Annotated in this window: 20 protein-coding genes; 2 read left to right on the plus strand and 18 right to left on the minus strand. The window is 68.4% G+C overall.

Translation table 11 applies throughout. From position 1 onward, the window contains the following. Positions 1-3: 3 nt before the first annotated feature. The 7 genes from BIU94_RS16785 to iolC all read right to left on the minus strand — a co-directional run bounded on the left by BIU94_RS16785 (position 4) and on the right by iolC (position 8,363). Positions 4-1,035, minus strand: coding sequence for a Gfo/Idh/MocA family protein (locus BIU94_RS16785; RefSeq protein WP_071263519.1), 1,032 nt, complete (start codon positions 1,033-1,035; stop codon positions 4-6). Between the two features lie 72 nt (positions 1,036-1,107). Beyond that, positions 1,108-2,034, minus strand: coding sequence for a sugar phosphate isomerase/epimerase (locus tag BIU94_RS16790; RefSeq protein ID WP_071263521.1), 927 nt, complete (start codon positions 2,032-2,034; stop codon positions 1,108-1,110). 42 nt (positions 2,035-2,076) lie between these two features. Further along, positions 2,077-3,984, minus strand: coding sequence for a 3D-(3,5/4)-trihydroxycyclohexane-1,2-dione acylhydrolase (decyclizing) (gene iolD / locus BIU94_RS16795; protein ID WP_071263523.1), 1,908 nt, complete (start codon positions 3,982-3,984; stop codon positions 2,077-2,079). Then, positions 3,981-4,874, minus strand: a complete 894-nt coding sequence (gene iolB / locus BIU94_RS16800) for a 5-deoxy-glucuronate isomerase (protein ID WP_071263525.1) — start codon at positions 4,872-4,874, stop codon at positions 3,981-3,983. The genes iolD and iolB overlap by 4 nt, the downstream gene beginning before the upstream one ends. A 6-nt stretch (positions 4,875-4,880) precedes the next feature. Beyond that, entirely contained in the window at positions 4,881-6,392 is a 1,512-nt protein-coding gene (locus BIU94_RS16805; protein ID WP_071263527.1) for a CoA-acylating methylmalonate-semialdehyde dehydrogenase, read from the minus strand. Continuing rightward, positions 6,389-7,378 carry a class I fructose-bisphosphate aldolase gene (locus BIU94_RS16810; protein ID WP_071263530.1) on the minus strand — a complete coding sequence of 330 codons (990 nt, stop codon included), beginning with the start codon at positions 7,376-7,378 and terminating at the stop codon, positions 6,389-6,391. The genes BIU94_RS16805 and BIU94_RS16810 overlap by 4 nt, the downstream gene beginning before the upstream one ends. Continuing rightward, complete coding sequence (iolC, locus tag BIU94_RS16815) at positions 7,371-8,363, minus strand: 5-dehydro-2-deoxygluconokinase (RefSeq protein WP_071263533.1); 993 nt, start codon at positions 8,361-8,363, stop codon at positions 7,371-7,373. Before iolC ends, BIU94_RS16810 begins: the two co-directional genes overlap by 8 nt. 166 nt (positions 8,364-8,529) lie before the next feature. Here iolC and BIU94_RS16820 point away from each other — a divergent pair, with 166 nt between their 5' ends. Both BIU94_RS16820 and BIU94_RS16825 read left to right on the plus strand, forming a co-directional pair. Further along, positions 8,530-9,804, plus strand: a complete 1,275-nt coding sequence (locus BIU94_RS16820; RefSeq protein ID WP_071263535.1) for a DNA recombination protein RmuC — start codon at positions 8,530-8,532, stop codon at positions 9,802-9,804. An 11-nt stretch (positions 9,805-9,815) separates the two neighbouring features. Then, on the plus strand, positions 9,816-10,916 hold the full coding sequence (locus BIU94_RS16825; RefSeq protein ID WP_071263539.1) for a DUF1266 domain-containing protein: 1,101 nt from the start codon (positions 9,816-9,818) through the stop codon (positions 10,914-10,916). A 30-nt stretch (positions 10,917-10,946) separates the two neighbouring features. Here the strand turns inward: BIU94_RS16825 and BIU94_RS17945 are convergent, their stop codons facing one another. The 11 genes from BIU94_RS17945 to BIU94_RS17950 all read right to left on the minus strand — a co-directional run. Continuing rightward, positions 10,947-11,123 (minus strand): hypothetical protein, encoded by a 177-nt coding sequence (locus BIU94_RS17945; RefSeq protein WP_175472150.1) that lies wholly within the window; start codon positions 11,121-11,123, stop codon positions 10,947-10,949. A 186-nt stretch (positions 11,124-11,309) separates the two neighbouring features. Continuing rightward, the gene (locus BIU94_RS16835) at positions 11,310-11,519 is read right to left on the minus strand and encodes a hypothetical protein (protein ID WP_071263559.1); all 210 of its coding nucleotides are present in this window, start codon (positions 11,517-11,519) and stop codon (positions 11,310-11,312) included. Between the two features lie 73 nt (positions 11,520-11,592). Then, positions 11,593-12,084, minus strand: coding sequence for a hypothetical protein (locus tag BIU94_RS17550; protein WP_139195912.1), 492 nt, complete (start codon positions 12,082-12,084; stop codon positions 11,593-11,595). A 66-nt stretch (positions 12,085-12,150) separates the two neighbouring features. Continuing rightward, entirely contained in the window at positions 12,151-12,372 is a 222-nt protein-coding gene (locus BIU94_RS16845) for a hypothetical protein (protein ID WP_071290540.1), read from the minus strand. 95 nt (positions 12,373-12,467) lie between these two features. Continuing rightward, complete coding sequence (locus tag BIU94_RS16850; RefSeq protein ID WP_139195913.1) at positions 12,468-13,142, minus strand: hypothetical protein; 675 nt, start codon at positions 13,140-13,142, stop codon at positions 12,468-12,470. A gap of 52 nt (positions 13,143-13,194) precedes the next feature. After that, on the minus strand, positions 13,195-13,944 hold the full coding sequence (locus BIU94_RS16855) for a PoNe immunity protein domain-containing protein (protein ID WP_139195914.1): 750 nt from the start codon (positions 13,942-13,944) through the stop codon (positions 13,195-13,197). A 241-nt stretch (positions 13,945-14,185) separates the two neighbouring features. Continuing rightward, on the minus strand, positions 14,186-14,947 hold the full coding sequence (locus tag BIU94_RS16860) for a PoNe immunity protein domain-containing protein (protein ID WP_139195915.1): 762 nt from the start codon (positions 14,945-14,947) through the stop codon (positions 14,186-14,188). 138 nt (positions 14,948-15,085) lie between these two features. Then, a complete protein-coding gene (locus tag BIU94_RS16865) occupies positions 15,086-15,844 on the minus strand; it encodes a PoNe immunity protein domain-containing protein (RefSeq protein ID WP_175472149.1) in 759 nt (252 codons plus the stop codon). Between the two features lie 360 nt (positions 15,845-16,204). After that, complete coding sequence (locus BIU94_RS16870; RefSeq protein WP_175472148.1) at positions 16,205-16,885, minus strand: PoNe immunity protein domain-containing protein; 681 nt, start codon at positions 16,883-16,885, stop codon at positions 16,205-16,207. Between the two features lie 627 nt (positions 16,886-17,512). Further along, a complete protein-coding gene (locus BIU94_RS16875) occupies positions 17,513-18,271 on the minus strand; it encodes a PoNe immunity protein domain-containing protein (RefSeq protein ID WP_139196436.1) in 759 nt (252 codons plus the stop codon). Positions 18,272-18,276: 5 nt separating this feature from the next. After that, on the minus strand, positions 18,277-19,267 hold a 991-nt coding region (locus tag BIU94_RS17950), incomplete at its 5' end, for a hypothetical protein (RefSeq protein ID WP_217639520.1).

Here is a 19,267-nt window from a genome sequence, read left to right on the forward strand (position 1 = left end):
CGGTCAGGCCGTCTCGTAGAACGCCGGCTTCGCGGTGGCGTAGGCGACCTGCTCCAGCGCACCGGTCTGCTGCGCGCGCACGGCCACCTCGGCGACGACGGACGCGGTGTAGCCGTCCCAGGCGCTCGGCCCGTCGATGCCCCCGGTCCTGGCGGCGTCGACCCAGCGCTGGACCTCCTCGTCGTAGGCGGCGCCGAACCGCTCGACGAACGACGGCGTGACGCCCTGGCCGGACACGCCCTGCGACACGAGGGTGAGCGAGGTCTCGCGGCCGATGTAGGCGACACCCGACTCGAAGACCGCGTCGGTCGTGACCTGGTAGCCGAACTGGGCGTTGACGTTGATCTCAACGATCGCCATCGTGCCCGACTCCGTGGTGAACAGGACGAACTGCGGCTCGGGCAGGTCGGCCGGTGCGGGGGAGTTCTTCCGGGGCTTCTTCACCTCGACCGCGACGATCGGCTCCCCCGTGATGAACGGGATGATGTCGATCTCGTGGATCACCGAGTCGTGGATGAGCATCGACTCGCTGAAGTTCGGCGGCGTGGTCGGGTTGCGGTGGGCGTGGTGCAGCGCGAGCAGGGCACCGTTCGAGCCGGACTCCCGCAACGCGCGGAGCTCCTGGTACCCCTTGTCGAAGCGGCGCATGAAGCCGACCTGGATCCTCGGGCGGTCGGCGTGCTGCTGCTCGAGCTCGACGATCCGCAGGGAGTCCTCGGCCGACGTCGTGAGCGGCTTCTCGCACAGCACGGCCAGGCCTCGTTCGAGCGCCGGCACCAGGACCGGCTCGTGCAGGAAGCCCGGCGTCGCGACGATGACGGCGTCGATCGCGGTGGCGCCGAGGGCGTCCTCGAACGACGACGCGGTGATCGCTCCCGGCGCTTGCGCCGCGGCCGCCGTGGCGCGCGCGGTGTCCGGGTCGACGATCGCGACGACGTCGGCGCCCGCGATCGTCGACGTGATGCGACGCACGTGGTCGCTGCCCATCGCGCCCGCTCCGACGACGGCGACGCGGAGGTTGTCAGTGGTGCTCATGCTGGGTTCTCCTGGGGGTGACGACTGCGGGGTGACGACTGGGGTGACGACTGGTGGTGGACGGACCCCGGGTCAGCGTGCTCGGGCGGCGGCGGTCGAGCCGAAGATGTGCTGGAACGTGCGCTCGGCGATCGGGCCCGGAGCGTCGACGGAGCAGCCGTACATGTCCTGCTCGACGATGCCGAAGACGTCCGGGTTGATCTTCGCGACGGCCTCGATGACCGGCGCGAGTTCCGGGGTGCCGTGCGGCGGCTCGGTCATGATGCCCTGCGCCACCGCGGTGGCGAACGGGACGTCGTTCTTCAGCACGTCGGGGAGCAGGTCGGTGTCGACCTGCTTGAGGTGCAGGTAGCCGATGCGCTCGGGGTGCTCGGCGATGAGCCGGAGGTTGTCGCCGCCGTAGTACGCGAAGTGGCCGGTGTCGAGGCAGAGGTTCGTGTACTCGGGGTTCGTCTCCGACAGGAACCGCACGGTCTCCGTGTGGGTGCCGACGTGGCTGTCCGCGTGGGTGTGGAACTGCTGGTGGACGCCGAACTCCTCGAGCAGTGCCTTGCCGAGCTGGTCGTGGCCCGCGCCCAGGCGCTCCCACTGCTCGTCCGTCAGGGTGCGGGACTCGAGCACCTCTTCCGTGGCGTCCGAGCGCCAGAGGTCCGGGATGGTCACGAGGTGCTCGGCGCCGAGCGCGGCGGCGAGCCCCGCGACCTTCACGGCCTGGTCCCACGCGCGCTGGAACTGGTCGTCGCCCTTGTGGAAGCCCGTGAACACGGTGCCGGCGGACAGCCGGAGCCCGCGGGACTCCAGTTCGTCTCGCAGCTGCGAGGGGTCGGTGGGCAGGTACCCGTACGGACCGAGCTCGATCCACTCGTACCCGGCCGCGGTCGCCTCGTCGAGGAAGCGCTGCCACGGGACCTGCTTCGGGTCGTCCGGGAACCAGACGCCCCACGAGTCGGGAGCGGTGCCGATCCGGATGGCGTCGGTGGCGGTGGCGGTGTCGGTCATGACGAGGGTCGTCTTCTCTCTGGAGGGTGTGGTGGGAGGTGTTCAGCCGAGCAGGGGCCGCTGCGCCGCGACATGCTGCTCGTACGCGGCGCGGGCCTGCTGCGTGCTCGGCAGCGTGGAGGTCTGGGCGACCGGGACGTCCCACCAGCCGCCGCCGTCGGGGGCGTGGACGAGCGGGTCCGAGTGGACGTGCACGAGCGTGGTGTGGTCGTTCGCCTTGGCCTGCCGCACCGCGGCCGTGAGGTCCTCGATCGCGTCCGGCCCCGGCTGCACCTCGATGACGTCGACGCCGTAGGAGCGGGCGTTCGCGGCGAGGTCGACGGGGAGCACGTCACCGCCGTCGAACGAGCCGGTCTCGTCGAGGTAGCGGTACCTCGTGCCGTACCGCTCGGACCCGACGGTCTCGGACAGGTGCCCGATGGAGGCGTACCCGTTGTTCTGGACGAGGACGACCACGATCTTGATGCCCTCGGCCACGGCCGTGACGAGCTCGGTGTGCAGCATGAGGTAGCTGCCGTCCCCGACCATGACGATCGCGTCGCGGTCCGGGGCGGCGCGTCGGACGCCGAGACCGCCGGCGATCTCGTAGCCCATGCACGAGAACGCGTACTCGACGTGGTAGCCGAGCGCGTCCCGCACCCGCCACAGCTTGTGCAGGTCACCCGGCAACGACCCCGCCGCCTGGATGACGACGTCGCGCGGGTCCGTCGCTGCCTGCACCGCGCCGATGATCTCGGACTGACCGGGCACGGCCAGACCCGAGGGCGCGAACGCGGCGTCGACGACGGCGTCCCACTCCTGCTTGCGCTGGGCGATCTCGGCCGCGTAGCCGGCGTCGACCGCGTACGACGAGTCGGACGTGAGCGACGTGGTCAAGGCGACCAGTGCCTTCCGGGCGTCCGCGACCAGCGGCAGCTGCGTGCCGTGCTTGTAGGCGTCGAACGCGGCGACGTTGACGTTCACGAACGTGACGTCCGGGTCCTGGAACGCGGTGCGCGAGGCCGTCGTGAAGTCGCTGTACCGCGTGCCGATCCCGATGACGACGTCGGCCTGCGCGGCGATCGCGTTCGCCGCGGCGGTGCCGGTCGCACCGATGCCGCCGAGGTACTGCGGGTGGTCCCAGACGAGCGACCCGCCGCCGGCCTGCGAGGTGCCGACCGGGATGCCGGTCGCCTCGACGAAGGCGGCGAGCTCCTGCTCCGCTCCGGAGTACAGCACGCCACCGCCGGCGACGATGACGGGACGCTTCGCCGACCGGATCGCCGCCACCGCACGCGCAAGCGGCCCGTGCTCGGGCAGCGGCCGGCGGACGTGCCACTCGCGCGGCTGCAGGAAGGCGACGGGGACGTCGAGCTGCTCGGCCTGGACGTCCTCGGGCAGGGCGATGGTCACGGCGCCGGTCTCGGCCGGGTCGGTGAGCACCCGCATCGCCGCGAGCGCGATCGAGAACAGCTGCTCCGGACGCTCGACGCGGTCGAAGTAGCGGGACAGCGGCCGGAACGCGTCGGTCACCTGCAGCGAGGTGTCGTGCGGCAGCTCGATCTGCTGCAGCACCGGGTCGGTCGTGCGCGTGGCGAAGGTGTCCGACGGCAGCAGGAGTGCCGGCAGCCGGTTCGTCGTCGCGAGCGCCGCGGCGGTGAGCATGTTCGCGGCACCGGGGCCGACCGAGGCCGTCGCCGCGAAGGTCGCACGGCGGCGGCGCATGCGGGCGAAGCCGACGGCCTCGTGCACCATCGCCTGCTCGTTCCGGGCCTGGTGGTACGGCAGCAGCCCGGGCTGCTCGACGTGGAGCTGCTTGACGGCCTGGCCGACACCGGCGACGTTGCCGTGCCCGAAGATGCCGAAGATGCCCGGGACCGTGCGCTCGCGGACGTCGCCGTCGACGGTCCACTGGGCGGCCAGGAACTCGACGAGTGCCTGACCGACGGTCATCCGACGCGTGTCGCTCATCGGGAGGACTCCTTCCGGTAGGGCAGGCGCGGGTCGAGCTGCTCGCTCTCCCACGTCTGGCGGACCCAGCCGTGCGCCGGGTCGTCGGTGATGTTCCAGACGCGCTCCGGGTCGGGCCCGGCCATCACGTTGAGGTAGTACATGTCGTAGCCCGGCGCCGCGACCGCGGGCCCGTGCCAGCCGTACGGCACGAGGGCGATGTCGCCGGTCCGCACCTGTCGGAACTCGTCGATCGCACGGTCGTCGGACGCGTACGTCCGGTGCAGCGCGAACGGGTCTGCCGTGGGCGGAGCGGGGACACCGCGGGCCACCGCGGACTCGTAGTAGTAGATCTCCTCGAGGTCCGACTCCTCGCCGGGCACGGACGTGTCGTGCTTGTGCGGTGGGTACGACGACCAGTTGCCGGCCGGCGTGATCACCTCGCACACGATGAACCTGTCCGCGTCGAGCGCCGCCGGGGTGCCGAAGTTGTGCACCTGCCGGCTGGACTGCCCGGCGCCGCGGAGCTCCACCGGCACGTCCTGCCGGGCCACGTACGTGGTCGGCTTGACGGTCGCGGTGGGCGCCTCGGCGACCGCGAGCCGACCGGATCCGGTGATCCGCGCCGCCGTCCCGGAACCGAGGTACAGGACGTCGGTCGGTCCCTCGAAGACGCTGGCGCGTCCGTCGAGGGCCTGTGTCGTGTCGTCGTACGCCACGGTGAAGCTGCCGGCGAGGGGGACGACGATGCGTTCCACGGCGTCGGCCGGGAGGCGCAGCTCGCCCCCGTCGGTCAGCGCGCCGGTCCGCAGACCGGTGTGCGCCCACCCCGCGACACGGCCGTCGATGACGTCCGTCCAGCCGGCCTCGGGGCGGGAGCCGGCGGGGTTGAACCAGGTGTCGGTGGTCACGAGCGCTCAGCCGTTCGACGGGAAGCCGAGGTTGATGCCGCCGTGCGACGGGTCGAGCCACCGGCTCGTGATCGCCTTCTGGCGGGTGAAGAAGCTCACGCCGTCGGCCCCGTACGCCTTGTGGTCGCCGAACAGCGAGTTCTTCCAGCCACCGAACGAGTAGTAGGCGACGGGCACCGGGATCGGGACGTTGATGCCGATCATGCCGACCTGCACGTCGCGCTGGAACCGTCGGGCCGCGCCGCCGTCGTTCGTGAAGATGGCGGTGCCGTTGCCGTACGCGCCGGAGTTGATGAGCTCGAGGCCCTCTTCGTAGGACTGGACCCGGACGACCGAGAGCACCGGACCGAAGATCTCCTCGGTGTAGACGCGGCTCGTGGTGGGGACCCGGTCGATCAGCGTCGGGCCCAGCCAGAAGCCGTTCTCGTCGCCGTCGGGTCGGACGGTGCGGCCGTCCACCACGACCACCGCACCGTCCTGCTCTGCGACCTCGATGTACGAGGCGACCTTGTCACGGTGCTGTTCCGTCACGAGCGGGCCCATGTCGCACCCGCGACGACCGTCGCCGATGCGCAGGGTCGCGGCGCGCTCCGTGATCTTCTGGATGAGCTCGTCGGCCACCGGCTCGACGGCGACGACGACCGAGATCGCCATGCAGCGCTCACCGGCCGAACCGAAGCCGGCGTTGATGGCGTTGTCCGCGACGAGGTCGAGGTCGGCGTCGGGCAGGACGAGCATGTGGTTCTTCGCACCGCCGAGGGCCTGCACGCGCTTGCCGTGCTTCGTGCCGGTCTCGTAGACGTACTGCGCGATCGGGGTCGAGCCGACGAAGGAGATGGACTCGACGTCGGGGCTCGTGAGGAGGCCGTCGACGCTCAGCTTGTCGCCGTTGAGGACGTTGAACACGCCGTCCGGGAGCCCTGCCTCCCGGAACTTCGACGCGAGCCAGATCGCGGCGCTCGGGTCCTTCTCGCTCGGCTTCAACACGACGGTGTTGCCGGCGGCGATCGCGATCGGCAGGAACCACAGCGGCACCATGGCGGGGAAGTTGAACGGGCTGATGATGCCGACGACGCCGAGCGGCTGGCGGATCGAGTAGACGTCGATGCCGGTCGAGACCTGGTCCGAGAACTCGCCCTTCATGAGGCTCGGGATGTTCGTCGCGAGCTCGACGACCTCTTGCCCGCGGGCGATCTCGCCGAGGGCGTCGTCGATGACCTTGCCGTGCTCGCTCGTGATGATCTCGGCGAGCTCCGCCTTGTCGCGGTTGAGGACCTCGCGGAACGCGAAGAGGATCTGCTGCCGCTTCGACAGCGACAGGTTGCTCCACGCCGGGAACGCCGCCTTCGCGCTTGCGATCGCCGCCCGGATCTCCTCCTCGTTCGCGAGGGCGACCTGCTTCGTCACGACGCCCAGCGCCGGGTCGTACACGGGGGCTGTGTTGCCGGACGTCGACGCGACGCGTGCCCCGTCGATCCAGTGCCCGATGGTCGTGGTGGCGGTCTCGGTGGTGGTCATGCGTTGCTTCCTTCCGGGACGGACGAGTCCATGGTGGTGGTGCCGTGGAGCCGAGCGGCTGGGTCGTGGGTTCCTGTGGAGGACCCGGCACGGGCCTCCTGGGTGTGGACGAGCCCCGCGGCCACGTCGACGGCCGCGGCGACGTCGCCGTCCGGCGGGTACAGCAGCGTGCGTCCGACGACCAGGCCACGCACCCCGGGGAGTGCCAGCGCGTCGGCCCACCTGCCGTAGGTCTCGAGCGGGCGGGACGACGGGTCCCCGCCGAGCAGCAGGGTCGGCAGCGTCGTCGCGGCCATCACCCGCTCCATGTCGTCCACGACCGGGATCTTGAGCCAGCTGTACGCGCTCGACTCCCCCAGCCCGGCGGCGATCGCCATCGAGGTGATCACGGCGTCGGCGGTCAGGTCGTTGACCACCCGGCCGTCCTGCCACGCCGACATGAACGGCTCGAGCATGATCGGCAGCCGGAGCGCGGCCGCCTCGCTGACCGCCCGCGCCGTGGCCTCGAGGGTCGGGGCGGTGTGCGGGTCGTCCAGGGCGATGCGCACCAGGAGCTTGGCGAAGTCCAGCCCCGAGTCCTTGATGGCCTGCGCCGAGTACGCCGTGTAGCGGTCGTCCATCTCGAACGTCGCGCCCCGCAGGCCCCCGCGGTTCATCGAGCCGACCACGACCTTGTCGTCGAGGGCGCCCAGGAGCGCGAGGTCCTCGAGGACGTCCGGCGTGCCGAGCACCCCGTCCACCCCGGGGCGACCGAGCGCCGTGACGAGCCGCTCGAGCAGGTCGTACCGGTCGGCCATGGCGGACTCGTCGTCCCGGACGGCCAGGGCACCGCGCGCCGGGTGGTCGGCGGCCACGATGAAGAGCTTGCCGTCGTCGGCGAGCAGGGAGCGCTTGCGCCGGGCGTCGAGCACGGCCCGCACGAGCTCGGGCTGCCCGGCGCGGACGTCCCGCAGCCGCGCGAAGTCGGCGGTGCTGATCTCAGGCATCGACGGCCTCCTCCGTGGGGTTGTCCTGCAGGAACTGCTCGACCTCGTCAGTCGTCGGCATCGCGGTCGAGCACTCGAACCGGGTGGCGACGATCGCGCCGGCCGCGTTGCAGAACGCGAGGGTCCGTTCGAGGCCCCAGCCCTGCAGCAGTCCGTGGACGAGCGCGCCGCCGAAGCCGTCGCCCGAGCCGAGCCCGTTCACGACGTCGATGTGGTGCGGCCGGAACTCGACGAACTCGTCGCGGGTCTTCGCCAGCACGCCCCTCGGACCCTGCTTGACGATCGCGATCTCGACGCCGCGGTCGAGCAGGGCGTCGGCGGCGCGGACGGGGTCGGTCTCACCGACGGCGACCTCGCACTCCTCGCGGTTGCCGACGGCCACCGTGGCGTGTTCGAGCGCAACGGCGACCTCGCGCGTCGCGGCCTCGGGGCTCGACCAGAACATCGACCGGTAGTCGAGGTCGAGCACGGTGTGCCGGGCGGTCGGGGACGCGGCGGCGCTTCGCGCTTCGTTCGCCACGTGGTGCGCCTGGCGGCTCGGCTCCTCGCTCAGGCCCGTCACCGTGGTCCAGAAGATCCTCGCCCGCTCGATCTCGTGCAGCGGCAGGGACTTCGCGGTGATCATCAGGTCCGGCGCCTTCGGGGCCCGGTAGAAGTACAGCGGGAAGTCGTCCGGCGGGAAGATCTCGCAGAACGCGACCGGGGTGTTCAGCCCCTCGACCGTCTCGACGAAGGCGTTCGCGACGCCGAACTCCGGCAGGGTCCGGGCGACGTACCGGCCGAACGGATCGTTGCCCGTGCGGGTGATGACCGCGGCGTCGGCTCCGTGCCGGGCTGCTGCGATCGCGACGTTCGTGGCGCTGCCGCCGACGGACTTCGAGAAGGTCGAGACGTCCTCGAGCGGGCCGGTCTGCTGCGGGTAGACGTCGACGCTGACGCGTCCCATCGTGATCACGTCGTAGGCGTGGGGTGCTTCGTTCGTCATGCGACGCGGTGGACCTTCCGTGCGGCTTCATCGGCGGACGACCACGACTGTACACCTCGTTTGCCCTAATGTCATGACATGGAACGCGACAGCCGTCGCGCTGGTTCCGCGACAGCTCCGGTGAGCCGGGAGGCGCGGTGTCGGTGGATCCTGCCAGGGTCGCGTCATGCAGATCCTCGCCCTGGTCATCGGACTCCTGATCGGCGTCGCCGTCGGTGCGGTCGTCGCCTGGTCGCTCGCCCGCTCGCGCGCGGGCGTCGACGCGGCCGCGTCCCGCGCCACGGCCGAGGGCCTGCGCGACCAGCTCGACGCCGTCCGCCGCGACGCCGAGGAGCGCCTCGACGCGCAGGACGCCCAGTACCGGCGGCAGGTCGACTCCCTCGAGCGGCGCTCCGCCGAACTCGAACACCTGGTGCAGCGGATGCACGGTGCCGACACGGCCCGCAACCAGAACGAGTCGAAGGTGCTCTCCGCGCTCAGCCCGGTGGCGCAGACCCTCGACGCGATGCGCGCGAAGATCGCCGAGCTCGAGCAGTCCCGGAGCGAGCAGTACGGCGCACTCTCCGCACAGCTGCGCTCCGCCGCGGAGTCCGAGGAACGACTCCGCGCCACCGCCGACGTCCTCGCCGGCGCCCTGTCGTCGAACAGCACCCGCGGCGTCTGGGGCGAGACGCAGCTCCGCAACGTCGTCGAGGCGGCCGGGTTGCTCGAACGCGTCGACTTCGACGTGCAGTCCTCCGTGACGACCGCCGTCGGCACCGCCCGCCCGGACATGGTCGTGCACCTGCCCGGCGGCAAGACCATCGCCGTCGACGCGAAGGTCCCGTTCAGCGCCTACCTGCAGGCCGCCGAGATCCCCGCGACCGCCACGGGGGCAGAGGCCGCTCGCCGTGACCAGCTCGTCGCACAGCACGTCAAGGCACTCCGTGCGCACATCGACGCACTCGCCGCCCGCGAGTACTGGACCGGGTACGACGCCTCCCCCGAACTGACGATCGCGTTCATCCCGTCCGAGTCGCTCATCTCCAGCGCCCTCGCCGCCGACCCGGGCCTGCTCGACCACGCGTTCCGGAAGCGGATCGCGCTCGCGTCCCCGGTGACGCTCTGGTCGGTGCTCAAGACCGTGGCCTTCTCGTGGCAGCAGGACGTCGTCTCGCAAGAGGCACACGAGCTCTTCAAGGTGTCCCGCGAGCTCTACGGACGGCTGTCGACCATGGCCGGGCACGTCGACAAGCTGGGCCGGTCGATCCGGACCACCGTCGTCGACTACAACCGCTTCGTCGGCTCGCTCGAACGGCAGGTGCTGCCGAGCGCCCGACGCCTGTCACTGCTCGACGAGTCGAAGGTCATCGCCGACCCGGCGTCGATCGAGGACGAGCCACGACTGCTCACGGCGCCGGAACTCGTCGGCGCCGTCGAGGAGGACCGACCAGGTCGGTAGGCTCCTCCGTCATGGGGGAAGCACTGCAGAACCATCCCGGCGACCGCGAGTTCCCGGTCCGCGCCCGATGGCGACACCGCGCGATGGTCGCCACAGCGCGCAAGCAGACCGGGCGTCGGCGGGACCGGTCGGCCGCCTGGGTCATCATGGCGATCGCGATCGTGGCGTTCTTCGTCGCCCTCGTCGCCGCCACCGCCGGCCCGTACGACGTCCGGGAACACTTCGGCTACGGCGCCCAGGCCGCCTGGCGCTGTCTGCTCATCGCCGTCGTGGTCTGGTTCGTGCTGACCTTCGTCGCTTCGCTGCGGGACATCGGCCTGCCCGTCCGCGAGCAGCGGCGCTACCGCCAGCGCACCGGGGCCGCCGAGCTGCCGGTCCGTCGCCAACAGCAGCTCGCCCTGGCGTCCTTCGGGGACTTCCACGACGGCTGGTGGCCGACGTCGCTCGCCCCGTACGGAGCGCGGGTCGAGCTCGGCGGCGAGTACCTGCAGGACACCACCCCGTCACCCTTCGTCACCATCCCCCTGCCCGCCGTGACCTTCCTGCGCCGCGAACTCGACGAGACCTACAAGATCGCCAGCGGCCGTGACGCCCAGGTGTTCGCCGTCGACCTGCTCGGACCGAAGAGCGCCTCGTGGCAGTTCCTCGCCCTGAGCCGTTCGCGCGAGGGCGAGGCACGTCTGACGCGGGTGTCGTCCCTGCTCGGCACGGACCCGTGGGCGGCGTCGAACCTGCTCGAGGCGGGTTCCGGGCGACCACCGAAGCTGCTGTGGTCGATGGACGTGAAGAACGCCATCGCCGCCGTCCGCGGCGCCTACGTCGCGGGGCTGCTCAGCGCCGAGGACGCCTGGGCGTCGATCGACCTCGTGTCGAACGTCGCCTTCACGGTGTTCGACTCGTGGGACGACTACTTCGACAACCTCCGCGCGGCCTACGCCGTGGTCTACGACGAGCTCAAGACCGTGCAGGAGTTCGACGCTCTGCGGCGCGAGCTCTCCGCGTCCGACTGGCCCGTCACCCGACTGCCGTGGCCGGCCACTCCCGGCGCGCCCCTGCCCCGGACCGTCAGCGAACCGCTGCGGGCGGACGAGGACGACGCGTCGATCTCCTGACTGTGGGCGGGTCGCCCTCGGGGCGACGGCTCATGCGTCGGAGTACCCGGGGAGCGCGCGCACGGCTTCGGCGTTGCGGTCCCACTCCGTTGCGATCCGCCCGATCGGCCACGCGTCAGAGCCGCCGAACAGCCACATGGTCGCCAGGATCACCATGTCCGATGCGAACGCCGTGAGGTGCCCCGAAACCGGCATGAAGTCGTCCATCTCGCGTTCCTCGGCGGACCGGCCGATGTGGTGCCGAAGCGCCTTCCCTTGCATCAACGGCTCCCTGACCATCCATCCGGCAGTTGTGCCGCAACCGACGGTGAGTCGGAGTCGCGAGCGGCTTTGAAAGCCACCGCCGCGTATGCGCCACGCTGCCTCGTCCATTGAGTGTGGGACACACCCTTGTCAGGGACGCGCAGCGCGCGCTGCCGTACTCGCACGACGAACGTCCCCGTAGACCGCGATCAACACCGATCCCCGGATCAGCGCAGCCCCGCCCGGAACCATGACGAACGACCTCACCCGGGCCGCCTTCTCGAAGGCGTTCCGGACCTGCTTCAGAACGTCCATCGAGGACGGACCGAGCGCTGTGCGGAGCAGTTCGACGTCGATCATCCAAGGCCACCTTCGTTCGTGGAGCGACCAGGAGCATCCGCCGCGACAGCGCCCTTCGTCGCCTCGGGCTCCTTCACGCTGTCTGCCTCCGCTCGAGCTTCGCCGCACGATCGAGCACCTTGATCAACGGCTTCGGCGCCAGGAACGCTCGTGCCAGCCCTTGAGCGGTGAAGCCGTCGGCTCCGACCAACCTGGCCTTCGCTCCGGCACTCAGCATTGCACTGGCGCCAGCCACCGCGTCGTCCACGGAGACCGGATGTGGGTTCGAACGATTCGGTCGCACGGGAAGAGAACGTCGAACGAGCAGTCGGAGCGGAGTCTCTCCAACCACGGCAGAGTTGAGCAGAGCCGCATCGACACGAATTGCTGCTTGGATGTCGATGAGGGATCCATGCGTAGCGGCCTCGAACACAGCCGATACGCCCGACTCGTCATCCTCGAACACCCGACCCTGCTGCAGCACGGTGATGAGCCCGGCGGGTGCGTTTCCGAGGATTCGGGCGTAGCTCAGTGGGGTCGCCCCGAGGTCGTTGACGTGGCGGGGATCCGCGCCGGCGTCGAGCAAGACGGCGACCGGATCGAGTCCGCCGTCGCCTGAGCTCGCCACCGCGAGCTGCAGCGGCGTCGTCCTTCAACGGTCCGGCGAGTCCACCTGCACCCCGAGGTCCAGGAGTGCTCGCATCGCATGCACCGCGCCGCTCCGAGCCGCGAAGTGGAGGGGCGTGAGGGCGTCGGCATTGGCGCGTGAGGCTGAAAACACTTCGAAGCCTTCCGCCGCGATCCTCATGATCGCCTGCGGATCATCCGCGATGATTGCATCCCAGAACGCAGAACTGTCCATCGCTGTGCTCATCGGATGATGCTATCCAGCTATCCATCTGGTCTGGCCATCAGGTTGCCCTTCGCCACAGGAACGTCATGGGTCGTTCCGCCGGGTCAGCTGATGGATCAGACGAGGGGATTGCCCTCGAGGACCTTCTTGGACAACGTTTCCCAATCACCAAAATCTGGCGTGTTCACCCAGTTCGGACCAACGTCGACTCCGTGGAACTGCTCCAAGTCTCTTGTCTGCCTGAAGTGATCGACCCGCGTGAGCTGCCCATCGCCGTTCGGAGACAGGTGCAATTGATCGGAGAACAGGGGCTTGTTGGCCAGAGCGCGTTCCTTCGGCCTGAAGTCATCGGGGTCGGGGAAGATCTTGTAGATCACTTCGCTGAGGAACAACCGCCCGCCCCACCGATTCGAATACGTACCAATGGTCACGTTGCGATTGTCTTCGTCCCAAACGAACACTTGGAACGCTGGCCCGTCGACGGCAAAACCGCCCCGAGGCGTGACCTCCAAGGTCCAAGACGGCACGGCAGATGCGGGATCGATCGCAAAGCCGCCGTCGTCCCGCCTGACGAAGCTGCCCACGCTCGGTTCGGCAGGGACCACAGTGAACCAGTCGATCTGATCGGCCTGATGCTCGTCCCAACGCCCGCGACACTGTTGCTCGCTCAGAAACCCTCTCGGATCCGGTGTTCGAGTGGAGTGGTTCCACTTCTGCATGTAAAGGTATCCGTGCTCGATCACGGGCTCCTCGACGGTGCTCGACTTCTCGGCTCGGCCGAATCTGAACATCAACATCTCCCGGCTTGGACGAAGTCTCGGGGCGCAGTCACGATGCCGACATTTAGGGGACAACGCTGAGGTCGACTGGGTAGTACGGCGCCGACCGCAAGGCTGTGTCGTCCAACCCCCGCGCCACGACGAGCCCGGCAGCCTCCCACGCCCAGTACCCGAAGTACTTCGCGAACCGGTCACCCTGCACTGCCTGCAGTGCCGGCGCCCACCAGATGAAGGAGATGTTCTTCTCCCACGCCTGCACGTACCTCAGCAACGCCGCCTCCGCAAGAGCAGGCTCCCCCTCCGCAGCCGTCAAGAGGTTCTGGAAGGGCCGCTTGTGCCACACCGAATCCCGGACTGGCTCCACCCCCAACAACACCCCCAATACCGGATCCGCACCACCAGCAGCAGCAACCACCCTGACCAGCCGACCCAGCAACGCCGGATCAACACCCACACACCGCGCCACCGACGCCAACCACAACGCGTAGTAGTACGTCGACTTGTTCTCAAACGTCATCGGATCCAGTGGGAGGGTCGCGTCAGAGACGGCCGAATAAAGGTTCCAGGTCTCCCAGACGGTCACCGCCGACCCGAGATCATCCTCAAGCGATTCAATCGGGTATCCCGCCGAATATCGTGCGCCCAGCAGGAAGAACGTGCTCTCGAAGTTCGTCTGGGTCCGGACGATCCCGACCCGTAGGTCGTCCGGCTGGAACCGATGGCTGGATGGTCGGAACTCCTCGACACTGCGCGTCAAGACCTTGATCGCGTTGGTCCAGTAGGCGGCACTCACTCGGTTGTCGCGCGGGATCACGTCCTTCACCGTAGACGGACCGCCGCCCCGGATCGTCGCAGCGCAACGGAACCAACCGGGCTGATCGTCACGACCATGGATCAGAGTGCCGTGTCAGCCGGGACTCGGACGACCGACCACCTGCGTGCGCGGTCGTCCCCACCGGACACCGGCCGACGAAAGCGACGAGACCGGCGAACCGTCGTCCCGCGACGCGGAACGCATCCGATCGTCGCAACCCGACCTGGAGCGGGTCACACCCTCACAGGAGATCGACCGGCAGGAACGGCGATCTCAGGCGATCGAGCCGCACATCGGTCGCTCGTGCGATCGCCGAGAGTTCCAGTGCCCAGTACCCGAAGAAGCCTGCACCGTAACCTTCGCCTGGGAGGACTGCTTCCAGCGACCCCATCCAGTCCATCGGCCTCATGCGTGAGGGCCAGTCCGAGAGGTACGCCTCGATTGCTCGGGTGGCGTCGCCTGGCTGCTCGAGCGCCGTGAGCAGGGGTCGCGCGAACTGCGGCGTGGACGGCATGTCCTCTCCGCGGCTGTGGATCCCAGATGCAGACGCGAGCACCGCGAACAGCGGGTCCGCCCCCTGCCGAACGACCATCTCGAGGAGGGCCCTCGCACTGTGCTCCCGGCCGCAGCCCATCGTGATGCCGAGAAGCCGCAACACACTGATGTAGTACTCGCTCCCGCCGCTGAGGCTCGGCGACGGCCCGCGGTCGGAAAACGCCAGATCGACCCACCTGCAGTACGCGCCCGCCACCGATTCCGCCACGTCTCCGATGGCGTCGCGGCCAACGCCTGCGGAATACTGCGCGGCGAGGTAACGAAGGCCCATGTGCCACTCACCACGCACGGCACGCAGCAGTTTCGTCGGATCGGTTGCCCGCTGCGCGGCGGCCTTGCGACCTTCCCAATTCGTCGAGGTCACCTCGATGGCGCTCTGCCAATATCGCGAATCGAACTCGGCGGCTCGCTGCCGAAGCACAGTTTTGCGTCGAAGAAAGGGGGTCATCCCGGAAGAACCTTCCCCGACCCGGGCACGCTCAGGTGCGGCGACCGTGGGGAGATCGGAACTCGGCCCAGAAGTCTTGCGGGATCCGAGAATGCTGTCGCTCCTCCCCCGAGGTCCGCGTTCGTGCTGGTGGTCGATTCATCTGTCCTGCTTGCTGTCGACGAGGTCGGCTGGGTAGTAAGGCGATGCTCGCAGCGCCGTGTCGTCCAACCCGCGCGCGACGACGAGCCCCGCAGCCTCCCACGCCCAGTACCCGAAGTACGTCGCAAAGCGGTCGCCCTGCACGGCCTTCAGTGCGGGCGCCCACCAGATGAAGGAGATGTTCTTCTCCCACGCCTGCACGTACCGCAGCAACGCCGCCTCCGCACGATCCGGCTTCCCCACCGCAGCCGTCAACAGGTTCTGGAACGGCCGCTTGTGCCACACCGACTCCCGCACTGGCTCCACCCCCAGCAGCACCCCCAACACGGGATCCGCACCACCAGCAGCAGCAACCACCCCGACCAGCCGATCCATCAGAACCGACTCGCCCCCCACACACCGCGCCACCGACGCCAACCACAACGCGTAGTAGTACGTCGACTTGTTGCCGAACTCCATCGGGTCGAGGGGGAACCCCGCATCCGGCACCGCCGCGTACCGGTTCCAGGTCTCCCACACCGTCACCCCCGACTCGACGTCCTCCGCCAACTCTTCCACGGACACACCCGCCGAGTACCGCGCGCCCAACAGAAAGAATGTGCCCTCGAAGTTCGCAGTCGTCCGCAGGATTCCGGCCCGGACGTCGTCTGAGCGGAATTTGTGACTGAAAGGACGGAACTGCTCAACATTGCGCGTCAAAATCCGTAACGCATCATCCCAGTACGCAGCACTTACTCGTCGATCGCGCGAGATCATGCTGTTCAGCGTAGTCGTGCCGCCGCGTCGAGTAGCTGCGGGAGACATGTGCCATCGGGACTGATCTTCACCACTACTCACTCGAGAGTTACCGCAAGCAGAGCATCTACGGCAGCGTAGGAGTGCTCCCAGCAGTGCCGATCTGAAGTCGTGAGCCGCGTTGGCCGGCGCCGCTTGTGGCCTACTCAGCCCCGAGGCCGTCACTCATGCCGGCGGTCGACTATGTCCTTCACCCTTTCGTCTGCGATCGCTCATTGGGTCTGCCTTGCCCCCACCACTGACTGGGCAACGGAGCGAACGCTGACAGCGCACACCTTCCCAACGGCTCCCACCGAGCATGCTTGCGAAGATGTCAGGAGCTCACAGGAGATCGATCGGCAAGAAGGGCGACTCGACGCCATCGAGGTCAACACCTGCCGACCGTACGATCGCAGGCACTTCGAACGCCCAATAGCCGACAAACCCCTCGCCGTACTCGACGCCCGGTCGGACATGGTCCAAGGACCCCATCCAGGACAACGGCTTCATCCGGGATGGCCAGTCCTGCAGGTACTTCCGGAGCTGCTGCGGGGCCGACGACGGTTGGTCGAGGGCTGCCATGAGCGGGCGTGCGAGGCGGGGGGTCGACACTTCGACGTCACCTGTTCGGTGCCGTCCGCCGAGCCTGGCAGAGAGTCCGTCGAACAATGCGTCGTTGCCCTGGCGCGACACGGCATCGAGGATGGTTGCAGCACTGTCCGACCTGGAGCTCCCCACCGCGAGCCCAAGCAGACGCAGCACACTCACGTAGTAGTCGTTTCCGTCCGAGAGACTCGGGGACCTGTCCGGAAGATCAATGGCGAGCTCGACCCAGCTCGAGTAGGACTCGGCAACGGAGCCGACTGCGGCACCGATCTCGGCCAATTCGACCCCGGCGGAGTACTGCACCGCCAGGTACTTCAAGCCGGTGTGCCACGAATCCCGGGCACCCTTCGTCCGCCGCTCCGGCTCGACAGCACGGGCGTACGCACTCTTCCGCCCCTCCCAGTTCGTCGAGGTCACGTCGAGGGCGCTTCGCCAGTACCGCTCGTCGACCTCCCGCGCCCGAGGGCGCAGCGCTGTCCTCCGTCGCAGGAACGCCACGGCTCAGTGCACCTGGCCCGCGAAGTCAACCGGGAATTGAGTTGCCCCTCCGTCATGACCCACGCCTACCACGCTCCGCGGGAGCTTGCCGTCTTCGAGTAGCCGTTGAATTGCTTCACAGTGCTTCGCGTTCACGGCTTGCTCGAGTCGAGTCTCGGTCCCTCGCCCGGCCAACGAGTCGATCCATCGGTCGCTCAGCTGCCGCCCGCTCAGCTTCATGTTCCTCAACGGGCTGCTCGGAGAAACCCAGTGGTTCCGATGATGCCAGCCCGGACGTCATCGGACCGGAAAGTGTGACTGAGCGGACGAAATTCCTCGACATCCTGCGTGAGGATCCGCAAGGCGTCGCCCCAGTAAGCAGCAGTCACTCGGTCATCACGTGGCATCATCGCGATCAGCGCAGCCGGCCGGCGCGTCGAGCAGGTGTTGAGACAGGATTGTCCGGGTTGATGTCGACCATGACGGATTCCGGCGTCCGGACGACAAGACCTTGCGCCGCTTGTGGCCTAGCCAGGCCCGAGGTCGTCACGCGTGCTGGCGGTCGGCTCATCTATCCTGCATGCCGTCGACGAGGTCGGCCGGGTAGTACGGCGACGCCCGCAATGCCGTGTCGTCCAGGCCGCGGGCCACGACGAGCCCAGCAGCCTCCCACGCCCAGTACCCGAAGTAGGTCTCGAACTGATCCCCCTGCACCGCCTTCAGTGCGGGCGCCCACCAGATGAACGAGATGTTCTTCTCCCACGCCTGAACGTACCTCAGCAACGCCGCCTCCGCACGAGCAGGCTCCCCCACCGCAGCCGTCAACAGGTTCTGGAACGGCCGCTTGTGCCAGACCGAATCCCGCACAGGCTCGATCCCCAACAGCGTCCCGAGCACCGGATCAGCGCCGCCACCGGCGGTGACGATCTCGATCATCCGGACTCTCACGTCCGGATCGACGCCGACACACCGCGCCACCGACGACAGCCATAGTGCGTAGTAATACGGCGGCTTGTCGTCGAAGGTCAGCGGGTCAAGGGGGAAGCCATCGGCTGACTGGGCAGCGTAGTGGTTCCAGGTCTCCCAGATAGTCACAACTGATGCGACATCATCGGCAAGCTCGGACGCCGGATGGCCCGCTGAGTACCGCGCGCCGAGCAGGAAGAGAGCGTTGTCGAAGTTCGCTGTGGTCCGGATGATCCCAGCTCGCACGTCCTCGGCCCGGAACCGGTGGCTGAACGGACGGAACTCCTCGACACTGCGCGTCAGGACTTCGATCGCGTTGGTCCAGTAGGCGGTACTCACTCGGTCGTCGCGCGGAATCATGTTCTTCACCGTAGACGAGCCGCTGCGTCGAGCAGTTGCGGCAAACAGGAGCCGTCCGGACTGATCTTGACAACTGCGCGCTCGAGAGTGCCGTCCTCGAGCGCATTTGCTACGGCATTACGGTGAGCGAATTGCGTACCCACCCTGAGTCGCGAGCCAGCCTCTCCTTGAAGGATGCCGTTGAGCCAGCCGTCAGACATCTGACGACCGTGCCGTTTCGTCATGCCGAGTAGATCTACACCCGACTTCCCTGCGTTTGAGGAGAACTTCGACTCCACCACGACGTACTGCCCGGTCTCCGGGTGGTGGAAGACGTGGTCCACGCCGTTCTTGAACACGCTCTTCGGGACAGTGACATCAACGTAGCCGTGCGACTCGAACAGAGCCTTCGTCTGCGCCTCGCCGAACTCGGCCTTGGCCTTGTTCGACGCGAGACGCGAGATCGAGTGACCAGTGGGGTTCACGACGTCGGTGATCCGCCGCACTGGTGCCGAGACGACCTTCCCGGCACTCGCGAGAGGGCGTTGCACTCTCGTCAGGTACGCCCGAGCGGTCCGAGACGCCATGCTGAACGGACCAGTCGACCGCCCGACGACCGCGACACCCTTCATGCTGATCGATCCGACTCGTGAGATCTGCGTCGCGATCCGGGTGCTCTTCAGGAGCGTGCCGACGGCGCCGCCGGCGGGGACGCAGTCGAGCAGTGCGAAGGCGAGGTCCCACCCGTCGGCGGTGCCCTTGCTCATCCTGTACAACGTGTCCGCGAGCACGACGAGGGCGATCGCGGCGATGATCAACGTCCACGGTCCGGGGATGATCATCGCGATGATCCCGCCGACCGCGACGACGACCTTCGCCACCGACACGATGGTCTCCCACGCCTCGGAGCCGAAGATCTTGTCCCACGTGGACTGCTTGCCGAGCCCGGCGTCGGCGGCTTCGCCGATCTTCGTCGCGGTGCGCCGTTCCCCGTCCTCCCAGTCGCCCTTCGCGTCG

The sequence above is a fragment of the Curtobacterium sp. MMLR14_006 genome (genome assembly GCF_001864985.1).
In the GTDB taxonomy this organism is placed as follows: Bacteria; Actinomycetota; Actinomycetes; order Actinomycetales; family Microbacteriaceae; genus Curtobacterium.

Excerpts from the sequence above, each read along its gene's own strand:
- BIU94_RS16785 (WP_071263519.1), bottom strand. The coding sequence starts at position 1,035 with ATGAGCACCACTGACAACCTCCGCGTCGCCGTCGTCGGAGCGGGCGCG.
- BIU94_RS16790 (WP_071263521.1), bottom strand. The coding sequence starts at position 2,034 with ATGACCGACACCGCCACCGCCACCGACGCCATCCGGATCGGCACCGCT.
- iolD (WP_071263523.1), bottom strand. The coding sequence starts at position 3,984 with ATGAGCGACACGCGTCGGATGACCGTCGGTCAGGCACTCGTCGAGTTC.
- BIU94_RS16805 (WP_071263527.1), bottom strand. The coding sequence starts at position 6,392 with ATGACCACCACCGAGACCGCCACCACGACCATCGGGCACTGGATCGAC.
- BIU94_RS16810 (WP_071263530.1), bottom strand. The coding sequence starts at position 7,378 with ATGCCTGAGATCAGCACCGCCGACTTCGCGCGGCTGCGGGACGTCCGC.
- iolC (WP_071263533.1), bottom strand. The coding sequence starts at position 8,363 with ATGACGAACGAAGCACCCCACGCCTACGACGTGATCACGATGGGACGC.
- BIU94_RS16820 (WP_071263535.1), top strand. The coding sequence starts at position 8,530 with ATGCAGATCCTCGCCCTGGTCATCGGACTCCTGATCGGCGTCGCCGTC.
- BIU94_RS16825 (WP_071263539.1), top strand. The coding sequence starts at position 9,816 with ATGGGGGAAGCACTGCAGAACCATCCCGGCGACCGCGAGTTCCCGGTC.
- BIU94_RS17945 (WP_175472150.1), bottom strand. The coding sequence starts at position 11,123 with ATGGACGACTTCATGCCGGTTTCGGGGCACCTCACGGCGTTCGCATCG.
- BIU94_RS16835 (WP_071263559.1), bottom strand. The coding sequence starts at position 11,519 with ATGATCGACGTCGAACTGCTCCGCACAGCGCTCGGTCCGTCCTCGATG.
- BIU94_RS16845 (WP_071290540.1), bottom strand. The coding sequence starts at position 12,372 with ATGAGCACAGCGATGGACAGTTCTGCGTTCTGGGATGCAATCATCGCG.
- BIU94_RS16850 (WP_139195913.1), bottom strand. The coding sequence starts at position 13,142 with ATGTTCAGATTCGGCCGAGCCGAGAAGTCGAGCACCGTCGAGGAGCCC.
- BIU94_RS16860 (WP_139195915.1), bottom strand. The coding sequence starts at position 14,947 with ATGACCCCCTTTCTTCGACGCAAAACTGTGCTTCGGCAGCGAGCCGCC.
- BIU94_RS16865 (WP_175472149.1), bottom strand. The coding sequence starts at position 15,844 with ATGATCTCGCGCGATCGACGAGTAAGTGCTGCGTACTGGGATGATGCG.
- BIU94_RS16875 (WP_139196436.1), bottom strand. The coding sequence starts at position 18,271 with ATGATTCCGCGCGACGACCGAGTGAGTACCGCCTACTGGACCAACGCG.